General features: G+C 71.4%; 14 protein-coding genes. 8 read left to right on the forward strand and 6 right to left on the reverse strand.

Annotated features, from left to right (window positions below):
* Positions 1-118 precede the first annotated feature (118 nt).
* The 4 genes from EDD30_RS06925 to EDD30_RS06940 all read left to right on the forward strand — a co-directional run bounded on the left by EDD30_RS06925 (position 119) and on the right by EDD30_RS06940 (position 4,777).
* The gene (locus EDD30_RS06925) at positions 119-469 is read left to right on the forward strand and encodes a hypothetical protein (RefSeq protein ID WP_123678121.1); all 351 of its coding nucleotides are present in this window, start codon (positions 119-121) and stop codon (positions 467-469) included.
* A 64-nt stretch (positions 470-533) separates the two neighbouring features.
* Entirely contained in the window at positions 534-1,502 is a 969-nt protein-coding gene (locus EDD30_RS06930; RefSeq protein ID WP_143162996.1) for a hypothetical protein, read from the forward strand.
* Positions 1,503-1,633: 131 nt separating this feature from the next.
* Positions 1,634-2,827, forward strand: a complete 1,194-nt coding sequence (locus EDD30_RS06935; RefSeq protein ID WP_170047668.1) for an ROK family transcriptional regulator — start codon at positions 1,634-1,636, stop codon at positions 2,825-2,827.
* A gap of 57 nt (positions 2,828-2,884) precedes the next feature.
* Positions 2,885-4,777, forward strand: a complete 1,893-nt coding sequence (locus tag EDD30_RS06940) for a family 20 glycosylhydrolase (RefSeq protein ID WP_071808984.1) — start codon at positions 2,885-2,887, stop codon at positions 4,775-4,777.
* On the opposite strand, the gene EDD30_RS06945 is transcribed toward EDD30_RS06940, so the two are convergent.
* Positions 4,744-5,343 (reverse strand): gamma carbonic anhydrase family protein, encoded by a 600-nt coding sequence (locus EDD30_RS06945; protein ID WP_071808985.1) that lies wholly within the window; start codon positions 5,341-5,343, stop codon positions 4,744-4,746. The genes EDD30_RS06940 and EDD30_RS06945 overlap by 34 nt on opposite strands.
* Positions 5,344-5,363: 20 nt before the next feature.
* Positions 5,364-6,974: an FAD-binding oxidoreductase gene (locus EDD30_RS06950; RefSeq protein WP_071808986.1), complete on the reverse strand. Its 1,611-nt coding sequence runs from the start codon at positions 6,972-6,974 to the stop codon at positions 5,364-5,366.
* Positions 6,975-7,039: 65 nt separating this feature from the next.
* On the opposite strand from EDD30_RS06950, the gene EDD30_RS06955 reads away from it, so the two are divergent.
* The gene (locus EDD30_RS06955) at positions 7,040-7,660 is read left to right on the forward strand and encodes a TetR/AcrR family transcriptional regulator (RefSeq protein ID WP_084557524.1); all 621 of its coding nucleotides are present in this window, start codon (positions 7,040-7,042) and stop codon (positions 7,658-7,660) included.
* Here the strand turns inward: EDD30_RS06955 and EDD30_RS06960 are convergent.
* Both EDD30_RS06960 and EDD30_RS06965 read right to left on the reverse strand, forming a co-directional pair.
* A complete protein-coding gene (locus EDD30_RS06960; protein ID WP_071808987.1) occupies positions 7,642-9,198 on the reverse strand; it encodes an FG-GAP repeat domain-containing protein in 1,557 nt (518 codons plus the stop codon). The genes EDD30_RS06955 and EDD30_RS06960 overlap by 19 nt on opposite strands.
* Before the next feature lie 179 nt (positions 9,199-9,377).
* A complete protein-coding gene (locus tag EDD30_RS06965) occupies positions 9,378-9,857 on the reverse strand; it encodes a MarR family winged helix-turn-helix transcriptional regulator (RefSeq protein WP_170047670.1) in 480 nt (159 codons plus the stop codon).
* Positions 9,858-9,955: 98 nt separating this feature from the next.
* Between EDD30_RS06965 and EDD30_RS06970 the strand changes: the two genes are divergently transcribed.
* Positions 9,956-10,903 carry a saccharopine dehydrogenase NADP-binding domain-containing protein gene (locus tag EDD30_RS06970; RefSeq protein WP_071808989.1) on the forward strand — a complete coding sequence of 316 codons (948 nt, stop codon included), beginning with the start codon at positions 9,956-9,958 and terminating at the stop codon, positions 10,901-10,903.
* Here EDD30_RS06970 and EDD30_RS06975 read toward each other — a convergent pair.
* Positions 10,881-11,135, reverse strand: coding sequence for a hypothetical protein (locus EDD30_RS06975; RefSeq protein ID WP_143162997.1), 255 nt, complete (start codon positions 11,133-11,135; stop codon positions 10,881-10,883). The genes EDD30_RS06970 and EDD30_RS06975 overlap by 23 nt on opposite strands.
* A gap of 242 nt (positions 11,136-11,377) precedes the next feature.
* Between EDD30_RS06975 and EDD30_RS40425 the strand changes: the two genes are divergently transcribed.
* The gene (locus tag EDD30_RS40425) at positions 11,378-13,039 is read left to right on the forward strand and encodes a molybdopterin-dependent oxidoreductase (protein ID WP_244945150.1); all 1,662 of its coding nucleotides are present in this window, start codon (positions 11,378-11,380) and stop codon (positions 13,037-13,039) included.
* Entirely contained in the window at positions 12,961-14,790 is a 1,830-nt protein-coding gene (locus EDD30_RS40430; RefSeq protein WP_244945571.1) for a flavodoxin domain-containing protein, read from the forward strand. Before EDD30_RS40425 ends, EDD30_RS40430 begins: the two co-directional genes overlap by 79 nt.
* Here the strand turns inward: EDD30_RS40430 and EDD30_RS06985 are convergent.
* Positions 14,787-15,647 carry an ABC transporter substrate-binding protein gene (locus EDD30_RS06985; RefSeq protein WP_071810227.1) on the reverse strand — a complete coding sequence of 287 codons (861 nt, stop codon included), beginning with the start codon at positions 15,645-15,647 and terminating at the stop codon, positions 14,787-14,789. The two genes, EDD30_RS40430 and EDD30_RS06985, sit on opposite strands and share 4 nt — an antisense overlap.
* Positions 15,648-15,682 lie beyond the last annotated feature (35 nt).

Raw genomic sequence — 15,682 nt, forward strand, 5'->3', positions numbered from 1 at the left:
CGTATCGCCGGCAACCGTCCTGCAACCGTCGCGCTCCCTGCCGCGCACCGTAGGCCCGCTCTGCTTGGTCATCCCGCGTCGGCGGTCGCGGGGATGAGCGGAGGGACGCCACGTGCACATGCCGGACCCGCGACCGAGGAGCGGCCGCGAAGCCGACGCGCTGGCCATCGCCCCCTGCTTCGCCTGCTCCGGGCCGTGGATCGCCGGCGACCCGCGCTCGTACCGGCCCGGCTCCCCTGCCATCGCGGCGCAGGTCAAGGCCGGCGGCGTCGACAAGCTCCTGCAGATGTGCGACCGCGACATCGACGCCGCGGTCCGTGACCGGATCAGCGCGAACGAGGCCGTCGCCGACCGGTACGGACTGGCACTGGTGGCCAACGAAGCCGCCTGGACCTCGTATCTGCAGGTCAGCACGAACAGCGGCAGGAGCCCGAGGAGCGCCACCGCCACGTTCACCTGGAAGCCGTAGAGCCGTAGAGCCCCCTTTCTGCCTGGAGTGATACATGTTCCGTCCGTCCCGGTCCGCTCTCCTGATGGCCACCGTGACGCTGGCCGCCGGCCTCGTCGCCACCCCCGGAGCCGCATACGCCGCCGACACCACCACCACCACCACCACCACGCTGTCCGGTGTCGAGATGGCCGCGGCGCTCAAGACGGTGGCCACCACGTCGACGGCCGCGGCGGAGGGCGGCTGGAAGGCCACCATGTCCGCCGTCCGCGGCCCGGCGACGATCTCCACCTCGTACGTCGTCGATCCTGGCCGCGGGATCGTGGTGGACCAGTCGGACTTCGGCTCCGGCCCCACCACCGAGTACGCCGCCGCCGGCAAGGGCAAGTACACCTACATGGCCTTCTCCAAGAACTTCCGGGCCGTGGTGAGGATGATGGGCCGTCCGACGGTCCGGCACATGTTCCAGCCCCAACCGACGCTGAAGCTGGAGGACCACGTCGAGGCGACCGGTCCGACATTCGCCAAGGTGCTGACCGAGGACGTCGCCTACGCGGGCACGAAGACCGTGCACGACAACGGATCCGCCGACTACAAGTACAGCGACGATGACGGCACCACCTTCACCATGCAGGTCGGCCCGGCGGGGACGCTGGCCGAGGTCCTGGTCGGCTCCGACGGCCTCTCCGTGACACTGACCTATGCCTACGGCGTGCCGCAGGCGACGCTGCCGACGGCGATCAGCGAGAAGGTGTGGGACCAGGGTATGGCCTATCTGGCCATGCGGGCCGCCGTGAAGCATGTCGCGTCCGAGGCCGCGGCGGATACAAGCCGGACGGCACAGGGCCGTACGGTGAAGGTGGCGGCCCTACGCAAGATCGTCCGCTCCTGGGCGACCGCGACCAACAACAACAACCGCGCCGGCCTGAAGATGATCAAGGTGAAGGACATCAGCCGCGGCGTGCGGGTGTACGCGACGAACCCGTGGACCCACGAGACCGTCTCGTACACGGTCAAGGCCTCCGGCAGGAAGGCCGTCGTCAAGAGCGGCTGACTAACGTCGGTCAGCGAAGGAAGGCGCTGATCCCGGCGCGATCAGCGCCCACTCATGGTGATGAACGTCGATGCGTTGTAGCGTCTACCACCAAGTAACGCCGGTGAGCGAACAAAGTGGCAGGACGGCCTGTGACACAGCTTCGTGACGCGCAGAAGGGCACGAGGCAGTCGCTTCGGGCGCGTAACGACGTGCTGGTGCTGCAGGCGGTCGCGGCCGGCGAAGGGGAGCTCGCGCGCATCGACATCGCCCTGCGGACGGGGCTGCCGGCGGCGACGGTCTCGGCCATCGTGGACACGCTGCTGAAGCGGCGGCTCGTTCGTCAGGTGGGCCCGGGCGGCTCCCGGGGCGGCAAGCCGCGGATGCTGCTCGCGCTCAGCGACCATCACCAGTTCATCGGCGTCCACGTCGGTGGCTCGACGATCGCCGCGAGCCGGTTGACCCTGTCCGGCCGCACTGTGCAATCCGTGGACGACGTGCCTCATCACGGATCCGACGTGGTGGCCGCGGTCGGTGCCGCGGTCCGGCGCCTGTCGGGTCCGCGGGACGGGGTGGTCACCAGCGTCGGGGTGGCGCTGCCCGGCATCATCGACGGCGACGGCGTCATCCGGGAGGCCGTCAACTACGGCTGGCGGATGGTGCCGTTCGCGCGCCGGCTCTCCGCTGGATGCGGCGGAGCGTCCGTGCATGTCGTCAACGACGCCAACGCGGTGGCGCTGTCGGAGTTCGCGCTGTCCAGCCAGCCGGCGGCGACCGTGGCCCTGGTCTGGATCGGCACCGGCATCGGCGCGGGCATCGTCCTGGATGGGCGGCTCTACACCGGGCCGGAGTTCCGGGCCGGCGAGATCGGTCATGTCGACACCGGCCTGTCGCTGCGGTGCCGATGTGGCCGGGTCGGCTGCCTGGAGACGGTGTCCAGCCTGCCGAGCATGGTGGGTGACGCCTCCGGCGACGTGATCGCGCGGTACCTCGACGGCGACGACGACGCCGCGGTCCGCGGGTTGCGCGAGCGGGTCGGGCGCGCCGCGCGGGAGCTGGCCCGGTTGCTGTCCCTGCTGGCGGCCAGCCTCGACGTCACCGAGTTCGTGGTCGGCGGGCCGGTCGCCGGTCATCCGCTCGGCCCACCGCTGCTGCGGGCGGTCAACGACACGCTCGCGGTCCGCCCGATGCCGGGCTTCCCGGCCGTACGGCTGCGGTTCTCCACGCTGGGCGAGCGCAGCCCGGTGCTGGGCGCCGCCGCCCACGCCATCCGTCAGGAACTCGGCGTCATGCTCACGATGCCCGCCGGCGCCGGGTCACACACCACCACCACGGGGACCCCCTGACAGCGCGCCCTCCCTGACAGCGCCCCCTGACAGCGCACCTCGGTGATTGGAGCAGCAATGCGTCATCGAACCGTCGCCCTGCCCGCCCTGCTCGCGTCGGCGCTGATCGGCGTCGTCATCGCGGACTCTCCCGCCGACGCCGGCGTACCGGCGAACCGCACGATGATCCCCACCCTTCGCGAGTGGACCGCCGGCGCCGGCTCGTACACCTTCGGCGCCGCAACCCGCATCCTCGTGGACGCCACCAGCCGACCGTCCGGCGTGACCTTCGCCGCGGACCTGCGCGACCTCACCGGGCGCACAGTTCCGGTGGTGACCGGCGCCACCGCCCGGACGGGCGACATCCGGCTGTCCGGCGGCTCGACCGACACGCAACTCGGCACGGAAGGCTACCGCCTCACGGTCGGCGCATCGATCACAGTGGATGCGCGTACCGACACCGGCGCCTTCTACGGCACCCGCTCCCTGCTGCAGCTCATCAAGCAGTCCCCGACGATCCCCGCCGGCACCGGACGGGACTGGCCGAGCAAGGCCGAGCGGGGCCTGATGGTCGACAACGGCCGCAAGTTCTTCACCGCCCAGTGGCTGCGCAACCACGTCAAGGATCTGGCCTACCTCAAGCTGAACTATCTCCACCTGCACTTCTCCGACAACCTGGGATTCCGGATCGAGTCCAGCAGCCACCCGGAGATCGTCTCGGCACAGCGGCTCACGAAGCGGGAACTGGCCGACCTGATCTCGCTCGCGGCGCAGTACCACGTGACGATCGTGCCCGAGATCGACTTCCCCGGGCACATGGACACCATCCTGGCCGCGCATCCCGATCTCAAGCTCGTCAGCGGCAGCGGCACGGTCAACCACGGCTTCATCGACCTCGCGAACGAGCGGTCGTACACGCTGATGCGTGATCTGATCGACGAATACCTGCCGCTGTTCCCCGGGCCGTTCTGGCACCTCGGTGCCGATGAGTACGTGACGAACTACAGCGCCTACCCGCAACTGCTGACGTACGCCCGCGCCCACTACGGCCCCACGGCGACGGCGAAGGACACGTACTACGGGTTCATCAACTGGGCGAACGCCATCGTGCGGGCCGGCGGCAAGACGATGCGGATGTGGAACGACGGAATCAGGTCCGGCGACGGTACCGTCACCCCGGCGCCCACCATCGTCGTCGACCACTGGACGAACTCCGGCCTGACCCCGCAGCAGTTGGCCGGCCGGGGACATCAGCTCATGAACAGCGCGTACCACCCGACCTATTACGTGCTCGGCGGCCCCAAACCCGACGTCACCTTCCTGTACGAGGCCTGGAACCCCGACCTGTTCGAGGGCGGCACCACGATCACCGACCCGACCCGCAACTCCGGCGCGGCGATCCACGTGTGGTGCGACTCCCCGAACGCCGAGACCGAGGAGCAGATCGCCGCCGGGATCCGTGACTCCCTGCGGGGTCTGGCCCAGCAGACCTGGGGCACACCGAAGGCGGTGGCCACGTACGCCGCCTTCCGATCGATGATCGTCACAATCGGCCGCGCGCCGGGCTATCCGACGGCCGGCCTGCCCGGCGACCTCGCCGCGGGCAAGCCGACCAGGGCCTCCAGTGTCGAGACCCCGGCCTTCCCGGCCGCGTACGCGACGGACGGCGAGGCCGCCACCCGCTGGTCGAGTGCGTACACCGACGCCGAATGGCTACAGGTCGACCTGGGCGCCGCCCAGAGCATCCGCCGGGTGATCCTCCGGTGGGAGACCGCGTACGGCAGGGCGTACCGGCTGCAGACCTCCGACGACGGCAGCACCTGGACGACCGTCCATGCCACGTCCAGCGGCGACGGCGGCGTGGACGACGTCACCGGTCTGACCGCCCACGGCCGCTACCTCCGCATGCAGGGTGTCGCCCGGGGCACGGGCTGGGGCTACTCGCTGTGGGCGCTCGAGGCGTACGCCTGATCCGCTCCCCAGTAGCCCGACGCGCTAACCGCCGCGGACGGCGGCGTTGCCGGCGCGGTGGCGTGCCGTTGATGCGCGGCCGCGAGGTCGACGTACGAGACGGCGTTGGCGGTGATGTCCTCCCGCTCGGCGGGCGTGAGCTCGCGGCGGACCTTTCCGGGCACGCCGGCGACCAGCACGCCGGCGGGGATGTCGGCGTCCTGGCTCACGAGCGCGCCGGCGGCGATGAGGACGCCGTTGCCGATCCGGGCGCCGTTGAGGACGGTGGCGCCCATTCCGATCAGCACGTCGTCGCCGATGGTGCAGCCGTGCAGGGTGGCGTTGTGGCCCACGGAGACCCGGCTTCCCAGGACCAGGGGGAAGCCGGGATCGGCGTGCAGGACACAGCCGTCCTGGACGTTGGATTGCTCACCGACCGTGATGCTCTCGCAGTCGGCCCGGATCACGGCGCCGTACCACAGGCTGCTCTGCTCGCCCATCCGGACGCGGCCGATGAGCGTGGCGGTGGGTGCCGTCCACGCGGTGGGCGCGACCCAGGGAGTGTGTCCGTCGAACGCGATTCTCATGCCTGTCCCGTCTCTGTCGATCACTGGCGCACGGGGTCGACGACCACGCCGGGGTTGAGGATTCCGGCCGGGTCAAGGGCCGCCTTGCCCGCCTGGAGTGCGGAAGCGAACAGGTCGGGGCGCTGCCGGTCGTACCAGGGCCGATGGTCGCGACCCACCGCGTGATGGTGGGTGATGGTGGCGCCGCCGGCGATCAGCGCATCGGAGACCGCGATCTTGATCTCATCCCACTGCTCCACGGTCCTGCCCCACTGCCCCGCGGCGTAGATCCCGAAGTACGGCGCGGGGCCGTCGGGGTAGACGTGGGTGAAGCGGCAGGTCACGACGCCGACGGCGCCGACCTGGTCCATGGCGTCCTGTGCCGCGACGTTGACCGCCGCGCGCAGGGCGTCGAACCGGTCCCACGTACACGCGGTCTCGAAGGTCTCCACGATCATGCCCTGGGCGGCGAGGGCGTCCCGCTGGTACGGCATCCGCAGGAAGGAGGAGCGCCAGGTGTCGGCGGCTGCCGTGCGAGCGTCCTGGTCGGCGGCGTCGGTGTACCGCGCCGGCTCGAACAGGACCCCGCCGTGGTCACGGCACAGCTCCAGCGTCCGCTCCATCCACGCGGTGACCGGATGGTCGGCGGACTCGAACCCGAGCACCAGGACGGAGGCCGCCGCGCCCGCGTTGATCATCGCCTCCATCGGGTCCAGGAGCCGGCAGTTGGCCGGGTGGAGCCCGGACTGGGACAACGCGCGCACCGCCTGCACGCCGGCATCGTAGTCGGCGAAGCTCACCGACGCGCCGGCCCGCCATCGGGGCCGCTCCTGGAGCCGTACCCAGGCCTGGGTGATGACGCCGAGCGACCCCTCGGAGCCGAGGAACATCCGGTCAGGGGAAGGGCCGGCACCCGAACCCGGAAGCCGGCGCGTCTCGACGACGCCGGAGGGGGTGACGACCCGCAGGGACTCGGTGAGGTCGTCGATGTGGGTGAGCTGGGTGGCGAAGTGGCCACCGGCCCGGGTGGCCAGCCAGCCGCCGAGGCTGGAGAACTCGAAGGACTGGGGGAAGAACCGCAGGGTGTAGCCCCGGGGCCGGAGCTGCTCCTCCAGGTGCGGGCCCAGAACCCCGGCCTGGACGAGCGCGGCCCTGCTCACCGGGTCGATCTCCAGGACCCGGTTCATCGAGGTCAGGTCGAGGCTGACCACCCCGGCGTACTCGTCACCCACCCGGGGCTCGACGCCTCCCACCACCGAGGTGCCCCCGCCGAAGGGGATGACCGCGAGGTTCGCGTCGGTGCACCACTCCAGCACCTGGACGACCTGCTCTTCCGAGGACGGGCGCAGGACGAGGTCGGGCACGTGGGGCAGCTTGCCCAGCAGCGCCCTGACCACGTCGCGAAACGCCTGCCCGTGACTGTGCGCCAGCCGGTCGCGGGCGTCCTGCGAGGCGATCGGCGCGATGGCCCGCGGCGCGTGGATCCGGCCGGCCCCCACGCCGAACGACTCGACCGGCGGCGCTTCGTGCACGGTCAGGTCCGCGCCCGGCAGCATCGTCGCGGTGCGGCGGGTGAGCTCCGCACGCTCCGGGCCGGCCACCGCGTCCTCGACGTGTCCCCATCCCCACCACGAACGCGTCTTGCCGCCCACGGCCGCACCACCTATCTGAACGCAGGGTAAGTTACTTAGTGGTCACTTTGACAGAGGGTGGAGTCATGGGCAAGCAGAACCTCACGCGCGCGGTGGGCACCAAGGGCATGCCCCGCAAGGAACGGGAACAGTTGATCCTGGACGCGGCGGCGGAGGAGTTCGCCGGCAAGGGCTACGCGCGCGGGTCGACCGCGGAGGTCGCGGCGCGGGCCGGGATCACCAAACCCCTGATCTACGAGTACTTCAAGTCCAGAGACGGCCTCTACCTCAGTTGTGTCGACCGTGCGGGCTCCCGCCTGGTCGCCGCCGTGCAGGCCGCCCAGGAGGGACCGTGGGACATCACCCGCGCCGCACGCACTCTCGAGGCCATCTTCCGGGCCCTCGAGTCACGCGTGCACGACTGGGCGCTCATCTACGACTCGACCCTGCCGGCCGAGGGCCCGCTCCACGACGCAGCCACCGGATACCGGCGGGAGCTCAACCGGATGGGAGCGGTCGGCGTCGGCGAGGTCCTCCACACCGCACAGGCCGGCGAACCGCTGGATGCCGATCTCGCCATCCACCTGTGGTACGGGACCGTGAGCGCCGCCGTCGCATGGTGGCAACATCACCCGGAGCAGACCGCGGAAGACATGATCGCGAGACTCGGCCGGATCCTGGCAGTTCTCTATCCGGCGAGGACCTGAGCCTCGGTGCGGCCGCTCTTCGTGCCGGACTTCTGCACCATCATCAGGTCGAGGCGGCCGTCGCCGTTCCAGTCCGCGGTGGAGAACGTGTGCCGCTCGTCCGTCGCGCCCCAGGCGGTGCCGGCCTGGACGAGCTGACGCCCGAAGCCCGACGCGCCGTTCAGGACCCGCACCTCGGTCCTGCCGCTCTTCGTGCCGGACTTCTGCACCACCACGAGGTCGAGGCGGCCGTCGCCGTTCCAGTCCGCGAGCGACGATGCGTGCCGCTCGTCGGTCGCGGGCAACGCGGTCACGGTCTCCTGCAGGTAGCCCTGGAAGTTCGTGGCACCGTCCAGGACCCGCACCTCGGTCCTGCCGCTCTTCGTGCCGGACTTCTGCACCACCACGAGGTCGAGGCGGCCGTCGCCGTTCCAGTCCGCCGTCGACAGCGTGTCCCGCTGGTCCATCACGCCCAGGGCGGTGCTGGTTTCGAGCAGATAGCGCTGGAAGCCCGCGGCGCCGTCGATGACCCGCACCTCGGTCCGGCCGCTCGCCGCGCCCGACCTCTGGATCACCACCAGATCGAGGCGGCCGTCGCCGTTCCAGTCCGCCATCGAGAATGCGTGGCGCTCGTCCGTCGGGCCCAGCGCGGTGCCCGTGTGCAACAGCAGATGCTGGAAGCTCGACGCCTGGTTGGGCAGTGCCGAGGTCGCGTCCAGGATGTACAGTTCGGTGCGGCCGCTGCCGGTTCCCGAGCGTTGCACCACCACCAGGTCGGGGCGGCGATCGCCGTTCCAATCGGCCACGGACATGTCGTGCCGGGTGTCCGTCGGGCCCTGTCCGGTCGCGGTCGCCATCAGGGAACGCTGGAACGGCCCGGCCGGCTTCTTCGGCGACGCCGGCGCGTTCTTCGGCCGGGCCGAGGCGGCGGCCGGGTTGTCCTTGAGCGGCCACAGCGCGCCCACGATCAATTGCGCGTCGTGGGCCTCCGGGGCGTACGCCAGCGGAAAGGCCGAGCCCTGCACCCGCTGGCAGATCTGTCCGATGTCGCCGGTCCGCCAGCCGTCCCCCGGGTGCTTGCGGATCATCGCGTTGACGAACGCGAGGGTGGCATGGCGTGGGTCCGTGAGCTGGCCGGGCTGGCCCCAACCCTGCGACGGGCGCTGCTGGAAGAGCCCCAGGCTGTCATGGTCGACGGCGACGGTGTAGTTGTGCAGAGTGCTTTCGGCGATGGCCGCGGTCACGGCGATCACCGCCGCCCGCTCGTCCAGCCCGCGGGTCCGCACGTTGCTCACGATGGCGCGGGCACAGGAGATGTGGTAGCCGGTCACGGCCGCACCGAGCCGCCGGCCGTTCATCAACGGCCGCAGCCGGTCCGCGATGACCGTGTCGACCCCTGCGACACCGTCGGGTTGGCACGGTGCGGACGGGATCGCCTTGAACCGGGTGAGCCCGCCGACCTCGAGCGAGCTGCCGGCGGAGGCAGGGGCAGGGGAGATCAGCAATCCAGCGGCGAGCGCGGCGACCATGGCGGCGCAGGTCGAACCCGGACGCCTCATGCCGCGCATCCTCGGCGGTGAAGGTCCACAGGATGCACCGCATCAACTGCCATGTTTCGATCCCCTTGCCCGATGACGGTCCCGCTGCCTCAACCTGCCATATGCCGCACCGGTGGGGAAAGACGGTTCGGCTGGGAGCTGGCTGAGAGGTTCGTCCAGTGTGATCTCAGCGGGGACTCTCAGCCGGCCTCGGCGGCGCGGTCCAGTTCGGCGGCCATCTCCCGCGTCAGGGCGGTCAGCCCGACCGCCACCGCCTTCCGCTCCACCGGGGTCAGCGCGGCCAGGATGCGCTCATGCCGCGCCTGCATCGCCGCGCAGATTCCGGCGGTGGTCCGCACGCCCGCGTCGGTGAGCCGGACCCGGGCGAAGCGACGGTTTGCCGGGTCCCGCTCCTTGACGACCCAACCCTTGACGGTCAGGGCGTCGACCAGACGGCTGACCGTGCTCTTCTCCAGACCGAGGAACTCCCCGAGCTCCGACTGGGACGCGGGCCCGCGGGAATGCAGCTCCTGCAACGCCATCGCCTCCGACAGGGAGGCGCCCAGGCCCGGGACCGCCCGGGTGGGGTCGAGGACGCCCCGCAGGCGGAACAGCAACCCGAGACCCTGCTCCAGCAGATCCGGTTCGTCCGCCACCCACGACCCCCACGGTTGTGTCATGCAACTATGCCGAGCTACGCTCCTCCACCAGAGTTGCATCATACAACCGAAGGGACCTCCATGCGCTTGTCCGATCACCACGGCCGAGGTGACGACCGGTGAGAGTCCTCGTCCTCGGCGGCTACGGCGCGGTCGGCGCCCGGGTCGTCGCCGAGCTGCGCCGCCGCGGCGACGAGCCGATCGTCGCCGGCCGCGACCCGCAACGAGCCGAACGCGTCGTCGACCTCGCCGATCCGGCCGCTCTGCGGGCGGCCGCGGCGGGCGCGGAGGTGGTCGTCAACGCCGCCGGCCACGAGGACCCGGCTATCGCCCAGGAGGTCACCGACGCGGGGGCGGCCTTCGTCGATGTCACCGCGACCACCGCGTATGTCGCCGCCCTGCAGCGGCTGCGTCCACGGCGACCGATCCTGGCCAGCGTCGGTCTCGCGCCCGGGCTGACCAACCTGCTCGCGGCCGCCGCCCATGCCGCCGCGCCCGGGCCGGTGGAGATCGCCGTGCTGCTCGGTGCGGGAGAGCGGCACGGCGCCGCGGCCACCGCGTGGTCCTACCGCCTCCTCGGCCGGCGCTTCGCCGACGCGAGCGGCGGCCCCGTCCGCAACTACAGCCGGCCCCGCCGCTTCGACCTGCCCGGCCACGGCCGCCGCCGGCTGTACCGGACGGACTTCAGCGACCAGCACGTCCTCACCCGCGACCTCGGCGCACCGGTACGCACGTACTTCGGACTGGACTCGACGCTGGCGACCACCGCCCTGGCCGGGCTGACCTGGCTACCCGGCGCCGCCCACGCCCCGCGCGGACTGCATTTCCCCGGCGGAGACGGCTGGGTGGCCCTGGCCCGTACGGCCGCCGGAGGCCTGCGGTGGGCAACCGGACGCGGGCAGTCGCAAGCCACCGCCGTCATCGCCGCCGCGGCGGCGCACATCGCCGCAGGCCTGCCACCCGGCGTCCACCACCTGCACCAGGTCACCACCCTCGCCGACCTTCCGGCGCACCAGCACATCCTGCTCGGCGGCTCGTGCGGGACTACTTCTTCGTCCAGCGCCTGAGGCCGATGGCAGCGAGGGCGAGACCGGCTACCCCGGGAACACCGATGATGGCGGCGTCCTCCAGGATCGAGTTCAGGTCGTGGGAGAGATGGACCTCCTCCAGCACCAGGGTGAAGAGAAGCCACCCGCTGCAGGCGAGGAAGAACACCGCGGCAGCGAGCCAGGGAGCAGCCGAGGACGCGGGCATCGGAGGCCGGCCATGGTTGGCGGCCGGCATGAGGTCACCGGGCATGGCGGAACCGTAGCAGCGGGCTTCCACTTCCCCGTTTCGACGCTGTTTGAGGCGTTCCCTCACGCAGGGTCGGAACGCGCTCCTGGTGTCTCCATCGGCCGCCGGTTCCCTGGAGGAATGCGGCGATTCGCGCCGTCGCGGCTCCGCGTACGCCGGTGACGACGGTCTCCTGGCGTCGCGGGGGGCAGCGCCGGCGTGATCTTTTACGTACGCTCCGGGACCGGGGATGCACGGAGGTGTGGGTGGTCGGCGGGAGCGACGTGACGCGGGTCCGGACGGTCTGCTCGTACTGCGGCGTCGGATGTGGAATAGTGCTGGACGTCGGCCACGGCCCGGACGGGCGCCGCACGGTGCGCAAAGCCACGGGTGACCGGGCGCATCCGGCGAACGCGGGCCGGCTGTGCGCCAAGGGCGCGACCAGTGTGGACCTGCTCTCCGCGCCGGGCCGGCTGGCCACCGCGAAGGTACGGCGCGAGCGCGGCACCGCGCCGGCCGACCTGGACGTGGACGCCGCGATCACGGAAACCGCCCGGCGATTGAGGTCCATAGTCGACACGCACGGACCGGACGCGGTGGCCGTGTACGTCTCCGGGCAGATGACCCTCGAGGCGCAGTATCTGGCGAACAAACTCGTCAAAGGGTTCATCGGCACGAATCAGATCGAGTCCAACTCGCGGCTCTGCATGGCCAGCGCCGGTTCCGGATACAGGCTGTCGCTCGGCGCGGACGGGCCGCCCGGCTCCTACGACGACTTCGATCATGCGGACGTCTTCCTCGTCATCGGCGCGAACATGGCCGACTGCCACCCGATCCTGTTCCTGCGCCTGCGCGACCGGCTCAAGGCGGGGGCGAAGCTGATCGTCGTCGATCCGCGGCGCACCGCCACCGCGGACCAGGCCGACCTGTTCCTGCAGATCCGTCCCGGCACCGACCTGGCCCTGCTCAACGGCCTGCTGCAGCTGATCGTGGCGAACGGGCACCTCGACCACGATTTCATCGCCGCGCACACCGAGGGCTGGGAGGCGATGCCCGCCTTCCTGGCCGGCTATCCGCCCGGCCGGGTCGCCGAGATCACCGGGATTCCCGAGGCCGACCTCCGCCGCGCCGCCGACCTGATCGGTTCGGCCGCCGACTGGACGAGCTGCTGGACGATGGGCCTCAACCAGTCCACCCACGGCACCTGGAACACCAACGCCCTGATCAACCTGCATCTGGCCACCGGCGCGATCTGCCGCCCCGGATCGGGACCGTTCTCGCTGACCGGTCAGCCCAACGCGATGGGCGGCCGGGAAATGGGCTACATGGGACCCGGTCTGCCCGGGCAGCGGTCCGTACTCGTGCCGCAGGACCGGGCCTTCACCGAGGACGTCTGGGGGCTGCCCGCGGGAACCCTGCGGACGGATGTCGGCAAAGGCACCGTGGAGATGTTCTCCCGCATGGCCGAGGGGCACATCAAGGCATGCTGGATCATCTGCACCAACCCGGTCGCTTCGGTCGGTAACCGCAGGACCGTCATCGAGGCGCTGGAGGCCGCGGAGTTCGTCGTGGCTCAGGACGCGTTCGCCGAGACCGAGACCACCGCGTACGCCGATGTCATCCTGCCCGCGGCGACGTGGTCGGAGACCGACGGCATCATGGTCAACTCCGAGCGGACCCTCACCCGGGTGCGGCCCGCCGTCGACCCGCCCGGGCAGGCCCTGCCGGACTGGCAGTTGATCGCCCGGGTCGCGACGGAGATGGGCCACGGCGAGGCGTTCACCCGCGCAACCGGCTCAACCCGCGGCCGTTCGTCGAGGTCAACCCGGCCGACGCGGAGGCGCTGGCCATCGCCGACGGCGACCGGGTCCAGATCGCCTCCCGCCGCGGACGCGCCGTCCTGCCCGCGGTCGTCACCGACCGGGTGATGCCCGGCAACTGCTTCGCCCCGTTCCACTGGAACGACCTGTTCGGCGAGCACCTCAGCATCAACGCCGTGACCAGCGACGCCGTGGACCCGGTCTCCTTCCAGCCCGAACTGAAGGTCTGTGCCGTCGCCCTGGCCCGCGTCACCGCCCCGGCCGCCGCGCTCGCACCGGTCGGTACGAGCCCCCTGCCCGCTCTCCGGGGCGCTCTCGGGCTGGACCCCGCGGTGCCGCCGTTGTCTGCCGGGCAGCGGCACTACCTGGCCGGGTTCATGACGGCGCTCGCCACGGCACCACCCGCGCCCGGCGCGGCACCGGTGCTGCCGGACAACGCACCGTTCGACCCGGACACCGTGCTCTGGCTCAACGGGCTGCTCGCCGGCGCGTACGCCCGGACCCCCGGCGAGGCCGGCGACGAGCGGGCGACCGGCGCGGCCGGCGACGAGCGGGCGACCGGCGCGGCCGGCGACGAGCGGGCGACCGGCGCGGCCGGCGACGAGCGGGCCTCGGTGCCGGCGGAACCCGCCGCTGAGGTGCACGTGTTGTGGGCCTCGCAGACCGGCAATGCCGAGGAGTTCGCCCGCACCGTTGCCGCCCGGCTGTCCGAGGCCGGCCTGCGACCGGTCCTGCGCGGCATGGACACGACTGCCGTCGACGCCCTCGGCGCCACCGCCGACCTGCTCGTCGTTACCAGTACCTATGGCGACGGCGAGGCTCCCGACAACGGCGACAAGTTCTGGCGGAGCCTCGAAGCGGACGACGCACCGCGCCTGGACGGCCGTCGTTACGCCGTGCTCGCCTTCGGCGACTCCAGCTACGACGACTTCTGCGGCCACGGCCGCCGCCTCGACTCCCGCCTGCACGACCTCGGCGCCGCCCGACTCATCCGGCGCGTCGACTGCGAACCCGACTACGAACAAGCCGCCGCTGCCTGGCTGGACCGGGTCATCGTCGCGCTGCGCGGCACACCGGCGCCGGTGGCGGCCCCGACCAAGGCCACGCCGCTGACGGCCGTGCTCACCGGCAGTTGCCGGCTGAGCCTGCCCGGCTCGGCCAAGGATGTCCGCCGATTCACCTTCGACACCGGCGGCGGCCTGGACTACGAGGCCGGCGACGCGCTCGGCGTGTGGCCGGCCAACCGTCCGGACCTGGTCATCGAATGGCTGGCCGCCACCGGGCTGCACCCCGACGACGCGATCGAGATACCCGGGCTGGGCCCCACCCGCCTGGAGGACGCGCTGCGCAAGCAGCTCGACATCACGCGGATCACCGGCCGCCTGCTGCGTTTCGTCGCCGACCGCACCGGCGACCCACATCTGAAGACCCTGCTACGCCCCGGCAACACCGGCGAACTCGCCACCTGGACACGGAGCCGGCAGGCCCTCGACGTCATCGCCCACCGGCCCGTGCGCGCCACCGCGGCCGACTCGCCGAGCTGCGCAAGGACGGCGTCCTCACGCATCTCGACCTGGCCTTCTCCCGGGACCAACGCACCAAGGTCTACGTCCAGGACCGCATGCGGGAACACGGCGCCCGGCTCTGGAACTGGCTGCAGGACGGCGCCCACCTCTACGTCTGCGGCGACGCCAGCCGGATGGCTCGCGACGTCGACGGCGCCCTGCACGACATCGCCACCACCCACGGGCGGCTCGACGCCGACGCCGCGAACGCCTACCTCGACCAACTGTCCGCCGACAAGCGCTACGTCCGTGACGTGTACTGACCGGGCCTCCGGCCGCGGTCGCGCCGGCTAGACCCCGCCGTCGATGGCGGCGGTGGTCAGCGCCTCGGCGCCGATGCCCCACTTGTCGAGCACCTTGGCGTAGGTGCCGTCGGCGATGATCTCGCGCAGGGCGAGCTGGACGGCGTGGCGCAGCTCGAGCCGGTCCTTGGCCAGGCCGATGCCCATGGGGCTGGCCTCCAGTTGGACACCGACCAGCTCGAACGCGCCCTGACCCTCCTCGACCTGGGTGGCGGCGCTGGTGTAGCCGTCCACCACGGCGTCGACGGTGCCCTTCTGCAGCAGCGGGTAGGCCTCGCCCGCCTCGACGGCGCGCACGCGCGGTGCGGGGCGCCCGGCGTCGGCGCACAGCTCGGCCTGGGCCCTGACGAGCTCGTCCTGGGTCGTCTCGGCCTGGAACGCGACCCTGCGGCCGCAGACGCCGTCGAGGCCCTTGATCCCGGCCGGGTTGCCCTGCGCCACCACGACCTGCGAACCCTCGATGAGGTAGTCGACATAGGTCAGCTTCTGCTGGCGCTCGGCGTTATCGGTCATCCCGGACATGACGGCGTCGGCCTTGTGCTCGGCGACGGTGGGGATGATGTCGTCCCACGCCACGTTGCGGAAGTCCAGGCGCAGGTTCATCCGCTCGGTCAGGGCGACGGCGAGGTCGTAGTCGACGCCCTGCGGCTTCTTCTGGTCGTCGTAGAACTCGAACGGCGGGTAGGCGATCTCCGAGGCCACCACGAGCACCCCGGCCTCGCGGACGTCGGCCGGGACCGCGGCGGCCGCGGCTCCCTGCCCGCTCGGTGCCGCGCCCGAGTAGCTCGCACCGCCGATGGTGACAGCGGTCGCGACGGCCAACGCCGTCATGACACGGATCGCGCGCATGAGCTTCTCCCGAGAACTTGACTGCCTGTGACCTT

This window comes from Couchioplanes caeruleus (assembly GCF_003751945.1).
Taxonomy (GTDB): domain Bacteria; phylum Actinomycetota; class Actinomycetes; order Mycobacteriales; family Micromonosporaceae; genus Actinoplanes; species Actinoplanes caeruleus.